Annotated in this window: 16 protein-coding genes and 1 riboswitch; of the genes, 7 read left to right on the forward strand and 9 right to left on the reverse strand. The window is 69.9% G+C overall.

Annotation, left to right across the window (positions count from 1 at the left end):
• Position 1: 1 nt before the first annotated feature.
• Both NVS83_RS01230 and NVS83_RS01235 read right to left on the reverse strand, forming a co-directional pair.
• Positions 2 to 1,417, reverse strand: a complete 1,416-nt coding sequence (locus NVS83_RS01230) for a cytochrome ubiquinol oxidase subunit I (protein WP_258737692.1) — start codon at positions 1,415 to 1,417, stop codon at positions 2 to 4.
• 172 nt (positions 1,418 to 1,589) lie between these two features.
• The gene (locus NVS83_RS01235) at positions 1,590 to 2,510 is read right to left on the reverse strand and encodes a uracil-DNA glycosylase (RefSeq protein ID WP_258737693.1); all 921 of its coding nucleotides are present in this window, start codon (positions 2,508 to 2,510) and stop codon (positions 1,590 to 1,592) included.
• Between the two features lie 117 nt (positions 2,511 to 2,627).
• Between NVS83_RS01235 and NVS83_RS01240 the strand changes: the two genes are divergently transcribed.
• Positions 2,628 to 4,301, forward strand: a complete 1,674-nt coding sequence (locus NVS83_RS01240; protein WP_258737694.1) for an electron transfer flavoprotein-ubiquinone oxidoreductase — start codon at positions 2,628 to 2,630, stop codon at positions 4,299 to 4,301.
• A gap of 10 nt (positions 4,302 to 4,311) precedes the next feature.
• On the opposite strand, the gene NVS83_RS01245 is transcribed toward NVS83_RS01240, so the two are convergent.
• Positions 4,312 to 4,773 (reverse strand): hypothetical protein, encoded by a 462-nt coding sequence (locus NVS83_RS01245; RefSeq protein WP_258737695.1) that lies wholly within the window; start codon positions 4,771 to 4,773, stop codon positions 4,312 to 4,314.
• A gap of 229 nt (positions 4,774 to 5,002) precedes the next feature.
• Here NVS83_RS01245 and NVS83_RS01250 point away from each other — a divergent pair, with 229 nt between their 5' ends.
• From NVS83_RS01250 to NVS83_RS01270, 5 genes are all read left to right on the forward strand, one after another.
• Positions 5,003 to 5,863: a phosphonate ABC transporter ATP-binding protein gene (locus tag NVS83_RS01250; protein WP_258737696.1), complete on the forward strand. Its 861-nt coding sequence runs from the start codon at positions 5,003 to 5,005 to the stop codon at positions 5,861 to 5,863.
• 14 nt (positions 5,864 to 5,877) lie between these two features.
• Positions 5,878 to 6,879 (forward strand): phosphonate ABC transporter substrate-binding protein, encoded by a 1,002-nt coding sequence (gene phnD / locus NVS83_RS01255; protein WP_258737697.1) that lies wholly within the window; start codon positions 5,878 to 5,880, stop codon positions 6,877 to 6,879.
• A gap of 184 nt (positions 6,880 to 7,063) precedes the next feature.
• On the forward strand, positions 7,064 to 7,885 hold the full coding sequence (phnE, locus tag NVS83_RS01260; RefSeq protein ID WP_258737698.1) for a phosphonate ABC transporter, permease protein PhnE: 822 nt from the start codon (positions 7,064 to 7,066) through the stop codon (positions 7,883 to 7,885).
• Positions 7,886 to 8,042: 157 nt separating this feature from the next.
• Complete coding sequence (locus tag NVS83_RS01265; RefSeq protein ID WP_258737699.1) at positions 8,043 to 8,288, forward strand: hypothetical protein; 246 nt, start codon at positions 8,043 to 8,045, stop codon at positions 8,286 to 8,288.
• Between the two features lie 243 nt (positions 8,289 to 8,531).
• Positions 8,532 to 10,277 carry an ABC transporter ATP-binding protein/permease gene (locus tag NVS83_RS01270; RefSeq protein ID WP_258737700.1) on the forward strand — a complete coding sequence of 582 codons (1,746 nt, stop codon included), beginning with the start codon at positions 8,532 to 8,534 and terminating at the stop codon, positions 10,275 to 10,277.
• A gap of 128 nt (positions 10,278 to 10,405) precedes the next feature.
• Here NVS83_RS01270 and clcA read toward each other — a convergent pair whose 3' ends face one another.
• The 5 genes from clcA to NVS83_RS01295 all read right to left on the reverse strand — a co-directional run bounded on the left by clcA (position 10,406) and on the right by NVS83_RS01295 (position 17,221).
• Complete coding sequence (clcA, locus tag NVS83_RS01275) at positions 10,406 to 11,764, reverse strand: H(+)/Cl(-) exchange transporter ClcA (protein WP_258737701.1); 1,359 nt, start codon at positions 11,762 to 11,764, stop codon at positions 10,406 to 10,408.
• A gap of 160 nt (positions 11,765 to 11,924) precedes the next feature.
• A complete protein-coding gene (locus NVS83_RS01280) occupies positions 11,925 to 12,878 on the reverse strand; it encodes an ABC transporter substrate-binding protein (protein ID WP_258737702.1) in 954 nt (317 codons plus the stop codon).
• 70 nt (positions 12,879 to 12,948) lie between these two features.
• Positions 12,949 to 13,065: riboswitch (TPP riboswitch) on the reverse strand.
• An 87-nt stretch (positions 13,066 to 13,152) separates the two neighbouring features.
• On the reverse strand, positions 13,153 to 14,349 hold the full coding sequence (locus NVS83_RS01285) for a winged helix-turn-helix domain-containing protein (RefSeq protein WP_258737703.1): 1,197 nt from the start codon (positions 14,347 to 14,349) through the stop codon (positions 13,153 to 13,155).
• A 146-nt stretch (positions 14,350 to 14,495) separates the two neighbouring features.
• Positions 14,496 to 16,286 carry a M23 family metallopeptidase gene (locus tag NVS83_RS01290; protein ID WP_258737704.1) on the reverse strand — a complete coding sequence of 597 codons (1,791 nt, stop codon included), beginning with the start codon at positions 16,284 to 16,286 and terminating at the stop codon, positions 14,496 to 14,498.
• 182 nt (positions 16,287 to 16,468) lie between these two features.
• Positions 16,469 to 17,221, reverse strand: coding sequence for an ABC transporter permease (locus tag NVS83_RS01295; RefSeq protein ID WP_258737705.1), 753 nt, complete (start codon positions 17,219 to 17,221; stop codon positions 16,469 to 16,471).
• A 161-nt stretch (positions 17,222 to 17,382) separates the two neighbouring features.
• Here NVS83_RS01295 and NVS83_RS01300 point away from each other — a divergent pair, with 161 nt between their 5' ends.
• Positions 17,383 to 18,216 carry a universal stress protein gene (locus tag NVS83_RS01300; protein WP_258737706.1) on the forward strand — a complete coding sequence of 278 codons (834 nt, stop codon included), beginning with the start codon at positions 17,383 to 17,385 and terminating at the stop codon, positions 18,214 to 18,216.
• Positions 18,217 to 18,288: 72 nt separating this feature from the next.
• On the opposite strand, the gene NVS83_RS01305 is transcribed toward NVS83_RS01300, so the two are convergent.
• Positions 18,289 to 19,929, reverse strand: coding sequence for a Na+/H+ antiporter (locus NVS83_RS01305; protein ID WP_258737707.1), 1,641 nt, complete (start codon positions 19,927 to 19,929; stop codon positions 18,289 to 18,291).
• Positions 19,930 to 19,968: the final 39 nt, after the last annotated feature.

The raw sequence follows: 19,968 nt of genomic DNA on the forward strand, positions 1-19,968 counted from the left end.
CTCACTCTCCCGTGGTGGTGCTGATGGCCTGGCGGGTCGCCTCGTTGGCCGAGGTCAGCGGGCGGTTCGGCACGCCGCTCGGCGGCTCGACCGCGGCGCCCTCCGGCCCGCGCACGATGAGGCGGTTGATGTAGTAGATGCCGCCCGAGAACACGACGCCGTAGACCAGCACGAACAGCACCAGCGTCGTCGCCACCGCCCAGCCGTCGACCGGGGATATGGCATCGGCGGTGCGCAATATGCCGTAGGCGACCCAGGGCTGGCGCCCGACCTCGGTGACGAACCAGCCCGACAATATGGTGATGAAGCCGATCGGCCAGACATATTGCAGCGGGGCGAGGTACCAGTCGGTCTCGAACAGGCGCCGGCGCCACAGCAGGAAGGCGCCGAGCCAGCCGACGGCGATCATCAGCAGCCCCATGCCGACCATGACGCGGAAGGCGAAGAAGGGGATGGCGACCGGCGGTCGGTCCTCGCGGGCGAATTCCTTGAGGCCGGGAATCTTGCCGTCCCAGCTATGGGTGAGGATGAGGCTGCCCAGATGCGGCACCGCGATCTGGTAGTCGTTGCTCTCGGTCTTCTCGTTCGGCCAGGCGAACAGCACCAGCGGCACGCTGTTGTCGACATCGTCCTCGGTGCCCCAATGGGCCTCGATGGCGGCGATCTTGGCCGGCTGGTACTGCAGCGTGTTGAGGCCGTGGGAATCGCCGATGAAGGCCTGGATCGGCGCCAGTATGGCGATCAGCCCGATCGCCATGCGCATCATGGTGCGCGCGTCCTCGGCGTAGCGGCCCTGATAGACGTAGCGCGCCCCGACCGCGAGCACCACGAAGGCGGTGGTGAGGTAGCAGGCCGTCACCATGTGGGCGAAGCGGTAGGGGAAGCTCGGGTTGAAGATGGTGTTCAGCCAGTCGGTCGGGTGGGCGACGCCGTCGATCATGGTGTGACCGGCCGGGGTCTGCATCCAGCTATTGGCCGAGAGAATCCAGAATGCCGAGAGCGAGGTGCCGAGCGCCACCATCAGCGAGGCGAAGACGTGCAGCCCGCGCGGCACCCGGTTCCAGCCGAACAGCATGATGCCGAGGAAGGTCGCCTCCAGGAAGAAGGCGGTGAGCACCTCATAGCCGATCAGCGGCCCGATGACGTTGCCCACGACATGGGAGAAATGGCTCCAGTTGGTGCCGAACTGGTAGGAGAGCACGATTCCCGACACCACGCCCATGCCGAAGGACACGGCGAAGATCTTGGTGAAGAAGCGCGCGATGCGGTGATAGCGCTCGTGCCCGGTGGTCATCCAGAGCACTTCGAGGGTCGCGATATAGGCCGCCAACCCTATGGTGAAGCTCGGGAATATGATGTGGAAGGAGACCGTGAAGGCGAACTGGATGCGAGCCAGAATGACAGGATCGAATTCCATCGGCCTCCCCCGAAATCGTCACCGCTGCCGGAAGGTGACGTCGCTAGACTAGCCTCACCCTTCACGGGATGGAACGACTCAAATCAGCTTGTTGCCAACTGTGCTCCGGTAGTGATGTCAGGAGCGAGACATCCACAGGTGCAGGGCGAGACCGCCGGCGACGTGCCGGCCCTCAGCGTGGGCCGGGCGCGTCCGCAAGCGGGGGCAGACCTGCGAGCCGGGCCTCGACGGCGAGCATGTCGCGCCAGGCCATGCGCTTGCCGAGCGGCGTGCGCAGCAGATAGGCGGGGTGGAAGGTGGCGAGCGCGGCGATCTCGCGCGTGCCGGTGTCGTAGCTCATCCAGCGCCCGCGCGCCTTGGTGATTCCCTCGCGTATGCCGAGCAGCGTCATCGCCGAGGGGCCGCCGAGGCAGACGAGGACGTCCGGGTCGGCGAGCTCGATCTGGCGGCGGATGAAGGGCAGGCAGATCGCGGTCTCCTGCGGCGTCGGGGTGCGGTTGCCCGGCGGGCGCCACGGCACCACGTTGGCGATGTAGGCGGCGCTGCGGTCGATGCCGATCGCCGCCAGCATGCGGTCGAGCAGCCGGCCGGAGCGGCCGACGAAGGGCTTGCCCTCGATGTCCTCGTCGCGCCCGGGGGCCTCGCCGACCAGCATCAGGCGCGCCGCCGGATTGCCGTCGGCGAACACCAGCCGGGTCGCGGTGTGCTTGAGTGGGCAGCCCTCGAAACCCTCCAGCAGGGCGCGCAGAGCCTCCAGCGTCGGGGCGCCGGCGGCAGCCTCGCGCGCCTCCAGCGCCGCCTGGTCGGGCGGCGGCGGCGCGGCCGCGGAGGGGGCGAGGGCGGGTGCCGCCACGGGCGCCGGGCGGGCGGCGGGAGTGGGTCGGGGCGCGGGTTGGGGCGCGCTCTCGGCGCGGGGGCGCGGGGCGACGTCCGGTGGCGCGAGATCGCGATTCGGGCGGCCGGCGGCGCGCTCGCGCGCACTTTCCTCGAAGCGGTCGACCGGCGCCTCGCCAAGCGCGACGTCCGCTCCCGCCTCGACATGGAAGGCGAGCAGTTCGGCGATGAGGTCGCGATCGCTAAGTGTCGGGTGCATCAAGCTGTTCTTTCGTCGTGAGGCTGATCCTAACCGGCGCGCGCGTGGTTGTCAGGACGCCCGCTCCATGAAAGAAGCATGGAAAAACTCCAATCTTCCCAGTCGCCGGAGAACATTATGGACGAGGCCGCCCTGCCTTCCCGCGAGGGGATGGACTATGACGTGGTGATCGTTGGGGCGGGTCCTGCGGGTCTTTCGGCGGCGATCCGGCTGCGCCAGCTCGGCGAGGAGAGCGGCCGCGAGATCTCGGTGGTGGTGGTCGAGAAGGGCTCGGAGGTCGGCGCGCATATCCTGTCGGGGGCGGTGATCGACCCGGTCGGGCTCGACCGGCTGGTGCCGGACTGGCGCGAGGACCCCGACCCGCCGCTGAAGACCCCGGTCAGCGAGGACCGCTTCTACCTGCTCGGCCCGGCCGGCGGGGTGCGGCTGCCGAACTTCCTGATGCCGCCTTTGATGAACAATCACGGCGCCTATGTCGGCTCGCTCGGCACGGTGTGCCGCTGGCTGGCGGCGCGGGCCGAGGCGCTGGGGGTCGAGATCTATCCGGGCTTCGCCGCCAGCGAGGTGCTGTTCGACGGGAACGGCGCGGTGGCCGGCGTCGCCACCGGCGACATGGGGGTCGGGCGCGACGGCGAGCCGACCGGCAACTTCACCCGCGGCATGGAGCTGCGCGGCAAGTACACTTTGTTCGCGGAAGGCGCGCGCGGCTCGCTGTCGAAGCAGCTCATCGCCCGCTTCGCCCTCGCCAAGGGGCGCGAGCCGCAGAAGTTCGGCATCGGGCTGAAGGAGCTGTGGCAGGTGGCCCCGGAGCAGCACCGGCCGGGGCTGGTGCAGCACTCCTTCGGCTGGCCGCTGGATTCGAAGACCGGCGGCGGCTCGTTCCTCTACCACATGGAGGACCGGCAGGTGATGGTGGGCTTCGTGGTCCACCTCAACTACGCGAACCCGTATCTGTCGCCGTTCGAGGAGTTCCAGCGCTTCAAGACCCATCCGCTGGTGCGCCCGACGCTGGAGGGCGGCAAGCGCCTCGCCTATGGGGCGCGGGCGATCACCGAGGGCGGGTTCCAGTCGGTGCCCAAGCTCGCCTTCCCCGGCGGGGCGCTGATCGGCTGCGCCGCCGGCTTCGTCAACGTGCCGCGCATCAAGGGCAGCCACAATGCGGTGCTCTCCGGCATGCTGGCGGCGCAGGCGGCGGCGGACGCGCTGGCCGAGGGGCGGGCGCATGACGAGCTCGCCGCCTATGAGACGGGCTGGCGCGGCTCGGCCATCGGGCGCGACCTCGCCCGGGTGCGCAACGTGAAGCCGCTCTGGTCGAGGTTCGGCACCTATGCCGGGATCGCGCTGGGCGGGCTCGACATGTGGGCGCAGACGCTCCTCGGCGTCTCGCCCTTCGGCACGCTCGGGCACGGCAAGCCGGACTACGCGACGCTGAAGCCGGCGGCGGCGTCGAAGAAGATCGACTATCCGCGCCCCGACGGGGTGGTCTCGTTCGACCGCCTGTCCTCGGTGTTCCTGTCGAACACCAATCACGAGGAGGACCAGCCGGTGCATCTGAAGGTGGCCGACATGGGGCTGCAGAAGGCGTCGGAGCACGACGTCTATGCCGGCCCCTCGGCGCGCTACTGCCCGGCGGGGGTGTATGAGTGGGTGGAGAAGGACGGGGACGAGGTGTTCGTGATCAACGCGCAGAACTGCGTGCACTGCAAGACCTGCGACATCAAGGACCCCAACCAGAACATCACCTGGGTCGCCCCCGAAGGCGGCGGCGGACCCAATTATCCAAATATGTGAACGGGCTTCCTCAGAACAGGCTCAGCACGAAGGCGATCAGCAGGACCGCCGAGCCCCAAAGGTCGCTCACCATCGCCACGCTCTCGCGCAGGCTGCGTTCGGGGCGGCGCAGGTGGTTGAGCCCGGCGAGGCCGAGGAACACGCCGCCGGTGAAGGCGACCGGCAGCACCCAGCTCGTGAACACCATGGAGAGCAGGCCCGCCAGCCCGATCGAGGTATTGGCGAAGCCGAGCTCCTGCGCGATCACATGGGCGCGCGGATCGTCGACGCCGAGAATGCTCTTGAGCGTGAAGCCGGGCTTCCAGATCTGCGAGACGCCGGCCAGCAGCAGCCGCACCCCGACCGCCCAAAAGGCGAACCACTTGATGCAGACCAGGAGGAAGCCGCCGATGCCGGTGGTGGTCGCCAGCTCGGCCGAGATGCTGACGATGGGCAGGACCACCATCGTCAGCAGGATGATCGCGTAATACATGAGCCTCCCCCGCGGGGCGCCATGCCCCTCCATCAGCCCGCCGACTGTGACGCCTCGATGCCGGCGCGGTCAATGAGAGCATCGCGCGCATCGGCCCGGGCGTTCAACGGGACGTTGACGCTGCGGCCGCGCCGGCCGGGGAGCGTCACGCAAACGTAACGCAAGGTTCATCCACGCGTCATTCCGCACCGATACCCCAGACCGGACTTCAACAGCCGGCGGGGGACCGATGGCGGCAGCGCTTCAACTCGACCGCGTGAGCAAGACCTATGGTGCGAAGGCGGGGCCGCAGCTGCGCGCCGTCGACAATGTCTCGCTCGTCATCGGCGAAGGTGAACGCGTCGCGCTGATCGGCGCCTCGGGGTCGGGCAAGTCGACCCTGATCCGCCTCGCCGCCGGCCTCGCCCTTGCCGATGCGCGGGGCGCGGGCTCGGGCGCCGTCCACGCCTTCGGCATGCGGGTGCAGGAGAACGGCCGCCTCGCCCGCGAGGTGCGCGCGGCACGGCGCAATATCGGGCTGGTGTTCCAGCAGTTCGCGCTGTCGGGCCGGCTGTCGGTGATGACCAACGTGCTGGTCGGCGTGCTCGGGCGCATCAGCGCGCTGCGCGGCTCGCTCGGCCTGTTCAACGCCGACGAGCGGCGCACCGCCTATGCCGCGCTGGCCGAGGTCGGCATCTCCCAGCACGCCGCCAAGCGCGCCCGCGAGCTCTCCGGCGGCCAGCAGCAGCGCGTCGCCATCGCCCGTGCGCTGGTGCAGGGCGCGCGGCTGGTGCTCGCCGACGAGCCGATCGCCTCGCTCGATCCGAAATCGGCCAAGCGGGTCATGGACACGCTGGTCACGATGAGCCGAGACCACGGCATCGCGCTCGTCGTCTCGCTGCACCAGGTCGACTACGCCACTGCCTATTTCGACCGCGTGGTGGCGATGAATGGTGGGCGCGTCGTGTTCGACGGCCCGGCCTCCCGGCTCGATGCGGCGTTCCTGACCGAGCTCTACGGCGCCAGCGCCGAGGAGCTGATCCTGCCGAGCCAGTTCGCGGTGACGGCCCCGGCCGGCGCCGACGCCAGAACGTCCCAGACCGTATCCTGACAGGAGCGACAACCATGAAACGCATTCTCGCGGCCGGCCTCGTGCTCGCCGGCCTGACCGCCCCGCTGGCGGCCGAGGAGATGAAGCAGCTCAATTTCGGCATCATCTCCACCGAATCCTCGACCGGCCTCGCCAAGAGCTTCGAGCCGATGCTCAAGGACCTCGAGAAGGCGGTCGGCGTTCCGGTGAAGGCCTATTTCGCGCAGGACTATGCCGGCGTGATCGAGGGCATGCGCTTCAAGAAGGTCGACCTCGCCTGGTACGGCAACAAGTCGGCCATGGAGGCGGTGGACCGCGCCGATGGCGAGGTGTTCGTCCAGACCACCAAGCCGGACGGCACCAAGGGCTACTATTCGCTCATCATCGCCAATGTCGACAACAACGCCGTCAACAATCTGAAGGACGTGGTCGACTGCTCGAAGGGCCTGACCTTCGGCAATGGCGATCCCAACTCCACCTCGGGCAACCTGGTGCCGAGCTACTACGTGTTCGCGCTCAACAAGGTCGAGCCGAACAGCTGCTACAAGCGCGTCGTGGTGTCGAACCACGAGGGCAACGCCCTCGCCGTCGCCAACAAGCAGGTCGACATCGCCACCAACAACACCGAGTCGATGGACCGGCTGAAGCAGCTTCGTCCCGACGACGCCGCCAAGATCAAGGAAGTGTGGCGCTCGCCGCTGATCCCGTCCGACCCGCTGGTGTGGCGCGCGGACCTGCCGGACGACATGAAGGCCAAGATCTACACCTTCTTCCTGACCTATGGCCGTCTCGGCCCGGAGGAGGAAGTGGCCCGCCAGCGCGCCGTGCTCGCCAAGACCTCGGACGGCTGGGGCGTGTTCGTGCCCTCCTCGAACGCCCAGCTCTACCCGATCCGCCAGCTCGAGCTGTTCAAGACCCGGGTGAAGACCCAGAACGACGACAAGCTCTCGGCCGACGAGAAGGCCGCCAAGCTGAAGGAGATCGACGCCCAGCTCGCCGATCTCGACCAGAAGATGAAAACGACCCCCGCCATGTGAGCGGAGGCGCACGATCGCGGCGGGCGGCCAACGTAACGCGTGCCGGCCGCCCGTCCGCGCTCCCTCGTGACTGGTCCCGGAAGGGCATGCCCGCCCTTCCGGGATCTTTTCGGATTTCGGGCCGGCCCGTGACGGCCGCCCCCGCGCGCCGCGCCCGCCGCGCCCCACATGACGAGGCCCCGCCATGTTCGCTTCCAACGCCGTCCACCGCGCCGCGACCGGCACCATGCCGCCGCCCCCGGTCACGCCGCTGGCGACCCGGCTCGCGCGCCTTCTGCTGGCGGCGCTGACCGTCGTGGTGCTGGTGTTCGCCTGGTATGAGGCGGAGATGAACCCGGCGCAGCTCGTGCGCGACGCCGGCAACATGGCGACGCTGGGCGCCGACTTCCTGCGTCCCGACTTCACCTATTGGGACCTCTATTTCGACAGCATGCTGGAGACGCTGGCGATCGCCATATGGGGCACGCTGCTGGCGGTGATCGCCGGCATCCCGCTCGGCGTGATGTCGGCCGACAATGTGGTGCCGGGCTGGGTCGCCTTCGGGGTGCGCCGGGTGATGGACGCCTGCCGCGCCATCAACGAGCTGGTGTTCGCGCTGATCTTCATCGCCGCGGTCGGCCTCGGCCCGTTCGCCGGCGTGCTGGCGCTGTTCATCCACACCACCGGCGTGGTGGCCAAGCTGTTCTCGGAGGCGGTGGAGGCGATCGACCCCGCGCCGGTCGAGGGTATTCGCGGCACCGGCGGGACGTGGCTGCAGGAGATCATCTTCGGCGTGCTGCCGCAGGTGCTGCCGCTGTGGATCTCCTACGCGCTCTACCGCTTCGAATCGAACGTGCGCTCGGCGACCGTGCTCGGCATCGTCGGCGGCGGCGGCATCGGCATGATCTTCAACGACACGATGCGCAGCTTCCAGTATTCGCAGGCCTCGGCGATCCTGATCGTGGTGATCATCACCGTGTCGCTGCTGGACATGCTGAGCCAACGCATCCGCAAGCGCTACATCTGAGGCGAACGCGACGTTCGGGTTGGGGGGCGGGTGCACGAGCGCGCCCGTCGCTTACATCGTCGTGCGTTTTCGCAATGAGCCGGCGTCTACCGGCGGCGGCCCCGTGCACATAGCTCCCTCTCCGAGGGGCGGATCACGCCCATACGGAGTGCCCTCAATGTTCAGCAAGACCCTTGTCGCCGTCGCGGCCGCGGCGGCCGTGGCCGCGTTCGGCGTCAGCGCCGCCTCGGCCGGCGGGCGCAGCAAGGATGACCGCGTCGACTTCTACCGCACCGTGCATGAATCGGTTCAGCCGTGGAAAGCCATGTACGGCATGAGCCCGGCGCCGACCGCGCCGGCGGGTGGCGCGGCCAAACCGGCGGCGAAACCCGCCCCGCGCCCGGCGGCCGGCCCGAAGGGCTGAGCCCATCGCGGGTGAAGACGACTGGGGCGCCCGGCAGCAGGGTCGGGCGCCCTTTCCATGTCGGCTCCCCGCCACCCTCGTTCTTCGCTTCTGGACCCGGCTCCGGAGGCCTGATGACGCAACGTCATTGCTTTCCAAAGTTTAATCCGCTGGCCATCTTTCGGCTGATATTGGCGCGGCTAGTATTCGCCGATCTCTCCTGCTCATCTGTTTTCCCCGGTCCTTGACGTCGGAGTAGCTTTCTTGCGCGCCATTCTTTCCCTGATCGCCGATGTCTGGCGGCTGTCGATCCCCTATTTTCGCGGCGACGACAAATGGCGGGGCGGGGTGCTTCTCGCGGCCGTCATCGCGCTGGAGGTCGGCTGGGTCTATGCCAGCGTGCTGATCAACGAATGGAACAACGCGTTCTACAACGCGATCCAGGAAAAGGACTGGACGGCCTTCGTCCACCAGCTCTGGCTGTTCGGCTTCTACGCCGCGGCGGCGATCGCGATCGCGGTCTACCAGATCTACCTGCGGCAATGGCTGGAGATCCGCTGGCGCACCTGGATGACGCAGAAATACCTCGCTGCCTGGCTCGCCAACGAGACCCACTACCGCATGCGGCTGAAAGGCGACAGCGCCGACAACCCGGACCAGCGCATCGCCGAGGACATCAGCGCCTATGTCTCGCAGACCATCTCCATCTTCATCGGCCTGCTCAGCGCGGTGATGACGCTGGTGTCCTTCGCGGTGATCCTGTGGGGGCTCTCGGGCGACTTCTCCTTCAACCTGTTCGGCCGCGCCTGGGACATTCCCGGCTATCTGGTGTGGGCGGCCTTCGCCTATGCCGCCTTCGGCACGCTGTTCGCGCACCTGATCGGGCGGGTGCTGGTGAAGCTCAACTTCGACCAGCAGCGCTTCGAGGCCGACTACCGCGTCGACCTGGTGCGCGTGCGCGAGAATGGCGAGCAGATCGCGCTCATGGGCGGCGAGGAGGTCGAGCGCGCGCGCCTGCTCGATCGCTTCACCCATGTCGTGCATAATTTCTGGGGCATCATGATCGCCCAGAAGCGTCTGACCTGGTTCACCGCCGGCTACAGCCAGGTGTCGGTGGTGTTCCCGCTGATCGTGGTCGCGCCGGCCTATTTCGGCGGCAAGATCGCGCTCGGCCAGCTCATGCAGACCGCCTCCGCCTTCGGCCAGGTGCAGGGCGCCTTCTCCTTCTTCATCAACGCCTATTCGACGCTGGCGGCGTGGAAGGCGGTGGTCGACCGTCTCACCGGCTTCGAGCGTTCGGTCGAGACCACGCAGGGCGAGGCGCTGAGCTCGGGCTATCGCCGCGTGCCCGCGAGCGACGGCGCCGCGCTGGCGGTGAGCGGGCTGGAGGTGCGCCTGCCGGGCGGCGAGGCGCTGCTGACCGTGGACGGCGTCACCGTGCGGCGGGGCGAGCGTGTGCTGCTCTCCGGCCCCTCGGGAGCGGGCAAGAGCACGCTGCTGCGCGCCATCGCCGGCATCTGGCCCTATGGCCATGGGGAGGTCGCGGTCGAGCCCGGGGCACGGGTGCTGACCCTGCCGCAGCGCCCCTATCTGCCGGTCGGCTCTCTGCGCGGCGCGCTCGCCTATCCCGACCAGATGGACCGCTATTCGGACGAGGAACTGCGGCTCGCGCTGGAGGCGGCGGGCCTGCCCGAACTCGCCGGCCGGCTCGACGAGCGCGGCCTGTGGCCGGCCATCCTGTCCGGCGGCGAGCAGCAGCGCCTCGCCGTGGCGCGCGCGCTGCTGATCCGGCCGGACGTGCTGCTGCTGGACGAGGCGACCTCGGCGCTCGACGAGCCGGGCGAGGCGGCGCTCTACCGCATGCTGCGCGAGAGGCTGGCCGACAGCGCCATCGTCTCGATCGGCCACCGCTCGACGCTGCTCGACCTGCATGAGCGGCACATCGTGCTGGAGCGCCCGGACGAGGGGCCGGCGCGGCTCTCCATGGACGGCGCGCTCGCGGCGGAGTAGGCGCGCCGCGCGATGCCTGAAGCGCGAGGCCGGGTGCCTCGCGCCAGCGGGCACGAAACTTTCGGAACGCCTTGGCCTGTTGAAAGTGCGCGGGCCGGCGCTTTGCCGTCGGCCCGCCTGTGCCGCCCTCAGCGCGCTTCCTGCGGCTGTGCCGCCGCGGGTGAGGGCGCCGGGGCGGCGGGGGGCGTCTCGCTCGCCTGCGCTTCCAGCGCCAGCGTGCGGTCGAGCAGGATCTCGTAGATCGGCCGCCCGCCCAGCCACTGCGCGACCATGTTGGCGAAGATGGTGGTGAGCAGCACCGGCACCAGGATCCCGTAGGAGCCGGTCAGCTCCATCACCAGCACCACGCCGACCATGGGCGCGCCGATGGTGGCCGAGAACAGCCCGCCCATCGCGGCAATGGCGAGCGCCTGCAGCCCGTGCTCGGGCAGCGGCATCACCGTGTCGATGGCGGTGCCGTAGCAGAGGCCGATGGTGGTGGCGAGCGCCAGGATCGGCGCGAAGATGCCGCCGGTGACGCCGGTCGAGTAGCTCGCCATGGTCATGGTGAAGCGCAGCAGCACGATCAGCGCGAGGATGCCGAGCGGCCGGCCCTCCTTGGCGAGCTCGACGGCGAGGATCTCGCCGCCCTTGGTGGCTTCCGGCAGCGCGAACACCAGCACGCCGACCACGAGGCCGACCACGGCCGGGAAGATGTAGAACGACCAGCGCAGCCCGATCCGGCGCACCGTGTCGAGCGACCAGACGAGGGTGCGGTTGAAGCCGACCCCGACCGCGCCGAGGATCACGCCCAGCAGGACGAACAGCGGGTACATGCCCATCGGCACGTCGGGCACCACCAGCAGCATGAAGGGCACGTTGCCGGTGATGGATTCGGTGGCGATGGCGCTGGCGATGGAGGACAGCACGACCGCGATATAGGTGCGCGCGCTGTAGGGGAACTGGCGGCGCGTCTCCTCGATCACGAACAGCACGGCGGCCAGCGGCGCGTTGAAGGCGGCGGCAAGGCCCGCCGCACCGCCCGCCGCGAGCAGGCCGCGCATGTCGCGCGCGGTCCAGCCCATGAGGTCGGACACGCCCTTGGCGATCGAGGCGCCGATATGGATGGTCGGGCCCTCGCGGCCGAGAACCATCCCTGAGCTCAGCGCCAGCAGGCCGCCGAAAAACTTGACCGGGAGCACGCGGCGCCAGTGCACCTCGCGCAGGCCCTCCATCGCGCCCTCGATCTCCGGCACGCCGGAGCCGGCCGCCTCCGGCGCGAAGCGGCGCACCAGCCACAGCGCGACCAGCGCCATGACGGCGGCGACGACCGCGGCGGCGGCGTAGAGCGCGACCCCGTCGAGCCCGAGCGTGTGGTCGAGGAAGGACGGCCAGCCATGGGCAAGGGCGTCGACACCGAGATGGAAGGCGGACCCGACCAGCCCGACGGCCGCCCCGATGAGGATCGCCGCCACATAGTACGCCGCGTTGCCCGACAGATTGGCCATTTCCCCTTCTACACCTCCGGACCGTTCGAATGCGGGCGCATCGGTATCACCCTCGAACCGTGACCGGAAGCACGGAGCGGGCCATTTCTGCCCTCCGGCGGCGCGTATCGTGTCGCGGCGGCCGCATTCGCGCGGCCGCCGGCGGTGCTGGAGCCTTCGATCACGGCAGGACGGGCGCGTAGGTGGCGACCGGCTCCACCGTGTCGATCAGCCCGTGCTGCTTCATGAAGGTGCCGAATCGGGCGTAGCGCGCGCTGTCGAGCGCCGCCGGGGCGTGGGCGAAGCGGCGCAGCGTGTCGTTCCACGCCGTGCGGTTGAGCTCGTCGTCGAGCTTGGGGTTGGCCTTGACGAAGACCGCCCAAGCGTCGTCCGGGTGGTTGAGGATGTAGATGGTCGCGTCCTCGACCGCGGCGAGGAAGCGCTTGAGGCGCGGGTCGCCGAGCTTGTCCTTGTGGGCGACGTAGATCAGCTCGTCGAACACCGGCACGCCGTGCTCCTCGGGGAAGAAGGCGACCGGCTCCTTGCCCGCGAGGCGGATCTGGGTGAGCTCGAAATTGCGGTAGGCGCCGATCACCGCGTCCACCTTGCCGGCCACCAACGCCGGGGAGAGGGCGAAGTTGACGTTCACCATGGTGACGTCGGACGGCTTCAGCCCGGCATCGGCGAGCATGGTGCCGAGCAGCGCGTCTTCGAGCCCGGCCACCGAATAGCCGACCGTCTTGCCCTTGAGGTCGGCGATCGACTTGATCGGCCCGTCCTTCAGCGCCACCAGCGCGGTGAGCGGGGTGGAGACCAGCGTGCCGATGCGGGCGAGCGGCAGGCCCTCCTTCACCGAGAGATAGAGGTTCGGCTGGTAGCTGACCGCGATGTCGGCCTGCCCGGCGGCGACGAGGCGCGGCGGGGCGGACGGGTCGGCCGGCGGCACCAGCTCGACGTCGAGGTCATGGGCCTTGAAGAAGCCCTTCTCCTTGGCGATCACCAGCGGCGCGTGGTCCGGGTTGACGTACCAGTCCAGCAGGACGGTGAGCTTGTCCGCCGCCGCGGCGGGGGTGAAGGACAGGGCGAGGGCGAGCGCCCCCGCGGCGAGGGTCTTCAGGGTAGCGGGCGTGAACATGGATCTCCTCCCGTTCGGAGATCCGGCGCATGAGCTTTCGGGGGGATTGCGGCGCGGGAACCCGCGAAGCGGCCCGCCGACGTTCCGTCCCTTCGCCGGCATGACCCGGATCAGGTTCAAAGGGTCTGGCGGCTGCCATCTCAGCCCCTTGGCCCATGCGGGCCGCGGGACACCCCTCGGATGCGCGAAGGCTAGCAGAGCGGGCGAAGCGGGGCAAATGGCCGGCTAAGCGACGGGCGGGAGCGGGGTAGGCGTGGGCTGGGCCGGGACGGGGTCAGCCGCCCCGCCAGCCGTCGAGATAGACGGTGCGCTCCACGCCGGCGAAGCGGGCGATGCGGGCGAGCTCGGCGTCGAGCGCGTCGAGGCGGCCGGCGGAGGCGCGCACGCCTTTCTCCAGCCACAGCCGGCGCACGTCGAGCGTGCCGGTCTTGCGGTCGGCCTTCATGTCGATCCGCCCGACCATGCGATCGCCCTCGAGGATCGGGAACACGTAGTAGCCGTAGACGCGCTTCGGTGCCGGGACGAACACCTCGATCCGGTAATTGAAGCCGAACAGGCGCTCCGCCCGGTTGCGGTCGCGCAGCAGCGGGTCGAACGGGCTGAGCACGCGCAGCCGCGAGGGCGGGGCGGGCAGGGCGTCGAACGCCTCTCGCGCGCCGGCGAAGGCATGCGAGGCGCGGGCGCGGCTGCCGTCGGCCAGCGCGATGGAGACCGGCTCAAGGCGGTGCGCGTTCTCCCCCACCCAGCGTTTCGCCTCGTCCGGCGAGACGAGGTCCCAGAAGGCGGCGATCTCGCCATGGGTGGCGAAGCCGAGCCGCTCCAGCGCCGAGGCGCAGGCCCAGTCGACGAAGGCGGCGCGGTCGACCTCGCCCGCATAGGGGCCGGCGGGGATCACCCGCTCGGCGAGGTCGTAGACCTTCTGGAAGCCCTCGCGCGCGGCGATGGCGAAGGTGCCCGTGCGCCAGTGATATTCGAGCGCGGTCTTCTCCGGGTGCCAGTTCCACCAGCCGCCGGGCGGGCGCTTGCCGGTTTCGGGGTCCTGCTCGAAGTCGCGGGCCATCAGCCGGCCCTCGCGCCGCACCCGCTCCAGCACGTGGTCGACATAGGATTCGAAGCCGTTCTCGTGCCAGCTCCGCCAGCGCTCGGCGAGGCGCTCGCGCGCCTGCGCGAAGCGGTGCTTCCAGTAGGGGTAGAAGGCGCTGGGGATGATGGCGGCGTCGTGAGTCCAGTGCTCGAACAGCGCGCCGTCCTTCTCCAGCAGCGCGGTGAGGTGCTCGCGCCGGTAGCCCGGATTGCGGGCGAACAGGATGTGGTGATGGGCGCGCTCGACCGTGGCGATGCTGTCCACCTGCACGAAGCCGATCGCCTCGATCAGGGCGAGCAGCCCGGCCTTGTCGAGCCGGCCGCGCGGCTGGCTCAGCCCCTGCCGGGCGATGAAGATGCGCCGCGCATCGGCGTTGGAAAGCTGCATCGCGACCTTCTCACCGATCCGGGGCGCTGGAGCGGACGGGAGGCGTCGGGGCCGCGGATGAGGGCCGTAAGGTGCCGATGCTGGTCATCTGAGGATTCGCAAGGCCAGTGGGTCGCGCGCGAACCCTGCCGCGTTCGCCGCGCCAGTCAAGGGCCGGCGGCGACGCCGACGGGCACGTCGAGCAGTTCGTCGATGCGCTGCTCCTCGTCCTGGAACTTGGAGAGCACCTTGCCGTCGAGCATCCGCCCGCCCGGAAGCCGCACCTTGAGCGGATTGACGCGGCGGCCGTTGATCCAGACCTCGTAATAGAGATGCGGCCCGGTCGACAGGCCGGTCGAGCCCACATAGGCGATGGTCTGGCCCTGGCGCACGCGGTCGCCGACCTTCAGGCCGCGCGGAAAGCCGGAGACATGGGCATAGGCGGTCTCGTAGCCGAGGTCGTGGCGGATGCGGATATATTTCCCGTAGCCCCATTCCTTGCCGATGATCTCCACCACGCCCGCCCCCGCCGCCGCGACCGGCGAGCCGTAGGGCGCGGCATAGTCGACGCCCTCGTGGAAGCGCCGGTCGTGCAGCACCGGGTGGGTGCGCCAGCCGAAGCCGTCGCCCAGGCGCCCGTCGGCGACCGGCTTGCGCAGCAGGAGCTTGGTGATCGAGTGGCCGTCCTCGTCGTAGAAGTCGGTGCTGCCGTCGTCGGGAGCGGTGAAGCGATAATAGCGCCTCGTCTTGCCCTGCGCCGACAGGGCCAGGAACACCAGCTCGGGTTGGCCGAGCGCGTTCGGCGCATAGAGGATGTCGGCCGTGTCGGTCGAGCCGAGCGGCTGGTCGAGGTCGAAATCGCGGTCGCACAGGCGCATGATTTCCGCGACGAGGCCGTCATCGACATGGTTGGACTTCGCCAGCGCGTCGAGGCCGTCGCGCAACGCCTCTCCGGTGAAGGCGTGCAGATCGAGCGCGGCCGGGGCGGAGGCGGTGTCCGGTGGACTGGCGTCGTCCTGCTCGGGCGAGACTTGCGCGTAGCCGCCGGCATCGGTGCGGGCGACGATGGTGACGTCACCGTCCGGGCGCGTGACGCTCACCTCGATGGGGGAGCCGGGCGACGGCCCCTCCGGCCGCTCGACGAGGGTGATCGTCTCGCCGCCCGCAAAGCTTTCCTTGCCGAACCAGTGGCGTCGCGGGAAGGCCGCGAGCACCGCGTCCCGGTCTGCGGGAGGCACCCCCAGCGCGGTCAGGATCGCCGCCAGCGTGTCGCCGTCCCGCGCGACGATCACGCGGCGCTCGGGCTTGGGCGAGGCGGGCAGCTCCGGGACCACGGACAGGTTGACGGGCTCACCGAGGATGCGGGCGCCCGGCCGCGGGGCCTCGTCGTCGGCGAAGGCGGTGACGTGGCGGCGCGGCGCGGGCTGCGAGCTGCCATAGAGGATGATCGGAGGCAGCTCCGGCCGGCGCGCCGGGTCCGCCTGCGGCCGGCCGCCGCCGGCGCTCGCCTGCGGCTCTTCCTGCTGGTCGTCCTCCTTCCGGTCCTCCTCCTTCCGATCCTCGTCGTCGGGCGGGTCCGGGTCGATCTCGGCCAGCCGGGCGGAGACGCGGATGAAGGGGCGCATCGAGCCGCTGTCGCCGAGCTGCTCGACGCGTACACGCGAACGGGCGCCTTCGCGCTGGTCGCGATGGCGGTTCTCGCGGTCGGCGCGGCTCCTCTTCGCCACCGTCTGCCGCGCGAAGCGGGGGGCGATGAAAACGGGCGGCTCGGCGAGCTGCGACCGCCTGCCAACGGCGCCCGCCAGCGCCCCGACGAGCAGGGCGGCGGCCGCGACGCCCATCAGGACGGTCGAGCTCATCCAGCGAAGACCGATCGCCCGCCTGTCGGGCAGGTCCTCGCCGTCGTTCAGCGGGGGATCGTCCCCCAGCCCGACGGCTTTCCAGTGACGCGGGCGCACTAGGTCCGCCCGTCCGTTTCGTGCCTCATGTTCCTGGGATCGTAGATGCGGCCGGGATCGGCCTGGCTGTCAGAGGGCGACTCGATCGAGATATAATGTATCGAGATTGAGGGCGGGAATGTGGCCCGGACCGCCCTTCGGGGCGCGGCGCGCCAGCTTTCCCCGCGGGCGGGCCGTCCCGCTCAGGCCGGCACGGTCTCCGGCGCCCACGGCACCATGCGGGTGAGCGCGCGGTCGACCAGCGCGAACAGCAGCAGCGCCACCGCGAGCAGCACCGCGAGGGCGGCGAACACCATGTCGGTCTGCATGCGGGCGTTGGAATAGATCATCAGATAGCCGAGCCCGGCCGAGGCGCCGACCCATTCGCCCACCACCGCGCCGATCGGCGCCACGGCGGTCGCCACCCGCAACCCCGAGGCGAGGGCGGGCAGCGCCGCCGGCACCCGAATGAAGCGCAGCGTCGCGAAGGTGCCCGCGCCCTGCAGCCGCGCAAGGTCGACGAGGCCCTGGTCGGTGCGCGCGAGCCCGTCATGGAAGGCGGAGGCGACGGGGAAGAAGATGATGAGGCTCGCCATCACGATCTTCGAGGCGAGGCCGAAGCCGAACCAGATGACCAGCAGCGGCGCGATGGCGAACACCGGCAGCGCCTGCGCCACCAGCAGCACGGGGCGCATCGCCCGGCGCGCCATCGGCGACCATGCCATGGCGAGCGCGCAGGCGATGCCCAGCGCCGAGCCGCAGGCGAGGCCGAGCAGCATCTCGCCGAGCGTGATCGCCGCATTGTGGCCGAGTATGGCCGCGTTCTCCCACCCCGTTACCGCGATGCGTAGCGGGCCCGGCAGGATATAGGCGGGGATCGCGAGCAGGCGCACGGCGCCTTCCCAGAGCCCGAGCAGGAGGAGGGTGACGGCGAGCGCGCGCCCCGTGGCGGCCATGCGAGGAATTCCTACATCAGTCGAGACCCTTATAGACGCGGGGACGCAAGGATGCGACTTCGCTTATGCGCATGGACGCGGTATCCCTTGACGCCCGTCAACAAGGCGCCAGTTGTTTGGTCCTAACGTTACGGAACGTAGAACGAGGAGTGAAACGCACCATGATCAAGGACATTCTCGTCAGCCTTCGCGTCGGTGAAGGCGTGGATACGGCGGCGGATTATGCAGTGTCCGCGGCGGCGGAGCTCGGCGCGCATCTGACGGGCGTGGCCGTCACCTATGAGATCGACGTGCCCCCGGTCTACACCGAAGCGTTCTCGACCGATTTCCTCGAGGCCCAGCGGGCCGAGAGCCAGCGCCTGGCGCAAATCGCGATCGACCATTTCGGCGAGGCGGCGCGCTCGATGGGTCTCAGCGGCGAAGTCCGCAAGGTCGACGGCACGCCGGGCGGCGCGGCCGAGCAGATCGGTGTCATGGCGCGGCTCTACGACCTCGCCATCGTCAACCAGTCCGACGCCGACCGCATGGGCGCCGAGGAGGTGATCACCGAGGCGGTGCTGTTCGATTCCGGCCGTCCGGTCATCATCGTGCCGCGCAGCCAGAGCAAGCCGTTCTCGGCCAAGCGGGTGCTGGTGGCGTGGGACGGCGGGCGCGCCGCGGCGCGCGCGGTGTCCGAGGCCCGGCCGCTGCTCGTCCATGCCGACCTCGTCGAGGCGGTGGTGGTGGAGACCGGCAAGAAGAAGGCGAACGCGCTTCCCGGCGCCGACCTCGCCCGCCACCTCGCCCGCCACGAGAAGACGGTCGAGCTGCGCAGCCTGGTGCCGGCGAGCGGGGAGAACGTGGTCGACGTGCTGCTGAAGGAAGTGGCGGCGCGCGACATCGACATGGTCATCATGGGCGGCTACGGCCATTCGCGGCTGCGCGAATTCGTGCTCGGCGGCGTCACCCGCGACGTACTGGACCGCATGACGGTGCCGGTGTTCCTCGCCCACTGAGCCGCGCCTTCCCGCGACGTTCGAGAGGCCCGGCGCCCGCGTGCCGGGCCTTTCTTTTGTCCGGTGCGGGGATCAGCCCTCGGAGGCGGCGCGGAAGGCGGCTTCCGACAGGTCGGTCTCGCGCAGCAGCTTCTGGGCGAGGTCGGTCGAGATGCGGTGCCCGCGCGCCAGCTTGGCGATGGCCGTGCGCTCGGCCTGCAGGGCGAGGATGTGCAGCGCCTCCTCCTGGTGCGTGTCGAGCGTGTCGGCGGCCGGCATGGTCGCCTCCGGCTGGAGCTGGGCGAGGCGGTGGCGGTAATAGTCCGCGACCTCCGCGACGGCGGCGAGATAGGCGCCGTTGCCGCTGTCCTTGGCCTCGCCGGCGCGGGCGAGCGCGGCGATCGCCGCCTTGGCGGTCTCGATGCGGGCGGCGCGCTCCTGCGCGTCATGGTGCGGCTCGGGCGGGGCGTCGATGCCGTTGAGCAGCCCCGGCAGGCTGACATTGGCCACCACCAGCGAGACCAGGATGACGCCGGCGGCGATGAGGATCACCAGGTCGCGCGAGGGGAAGGGCGTGCCGTCCGGCAGGACGAAGGGCAGGCTGAGCGCGCCGGCGAGCGTGATGGCGCCGCGCACCCCGGCGGTCGACATGGCGGTGACGAGCCGCCAGTTCGGCCGCGTGTGGCGCCCCGTCGGGTCCGGGTGCCGCCAGAGCGAGATGGCGATCGACAGCCATACCCAGGCGAAGCGCAGCGCGGCGAGCGCGACGGTGACGACGAGGATGTAGAGCGCCAGCCAGCCGAGCCCGGGATGCCCGCTCTCGGCGGCGCCGGAGCTCACGCGCGACATCACGTCCGGGAGCTGCTCGCCCAGCAGCAGGAAGATCGCGCCGTTGAGCGCGAATTGCAGCGTCTCCCACACCGCGTCGCGGCGGATGCGGGTCAGCGCCTGCGCGCGGCCGGAGACCTCGATCCAGCTCATGGTCATGCCGGCGGCAACCGCGGCCAGCACCGCCGAGCAGCCGATCGTCTCGGCGACCAGATAGGTGGCGTAGGGCGTGAGCAGGCTGATGAGGATCTGGGTCGAGGTGTCCTCGCCGAGCCGGGCGACGATCCAGAACTTCACCACCGACACCGCGAAGCTGAGCGCGAGCCCGACCGCGATGCCGCCTGCCGCCGCCCAGACGAGATTGCCGAGCGAGGGCCAGAACGGGAAGGTGCCGGTCAGCACCGCGGCGACGGCGATCCGCAGGCAGACGAGGCCGGACGCGTCGTTGAACAGCGCCTCGCCTTCGAGGATGCGCAGCATGCGGCGCGGGATCGGCACGTTCGCCGCCATCGCCGTGGCCGCCACCACGTCGGTGGGCGAGAGCACCGCCGCGAGCGCGAAGCACACGGCGAGCGGCATCGCCGGCACCATCAGGTGCAGCAGCAGGCCGATGCCCAGCACGGTGAAGAAGACGAGGCCGAAGGCGAGCGACAGGATGGAGGCGACGTTCGCCTGCAGGTCCTTCTTCGGCACGCGCCAGCCGTCGAGATAGAGCAGCGGCGGCAGGAACAGCACGAAGAACAGCTCCGGCTCCAGCCGCACGCCGAAATTCGTGGTGTGGCCGATGACGGCCCCCGCCGCGATCTGGATCAGCGGCAACGCGATGCGCCCGCCGAGCATGCGGGAGATCCACTGGGTCACGATGACCCCGGCCAACAAAGCCAGCAGAATCCAGATCGCGCTCACGGGGCCAGACCTCGCGCCGGGGAATCAGCGGCGCGCGGC

The sequence above is a fragment of the Ancylobacter mangrovi genome (assembly GCF_024752335.1).
Lineage (GTDB): Bacteria > Pseudomonadota > Alphaproteobacteria > Rhizobiales > Xanthobacteraceae > Ancylobacter > Ancylobacter mangrovi.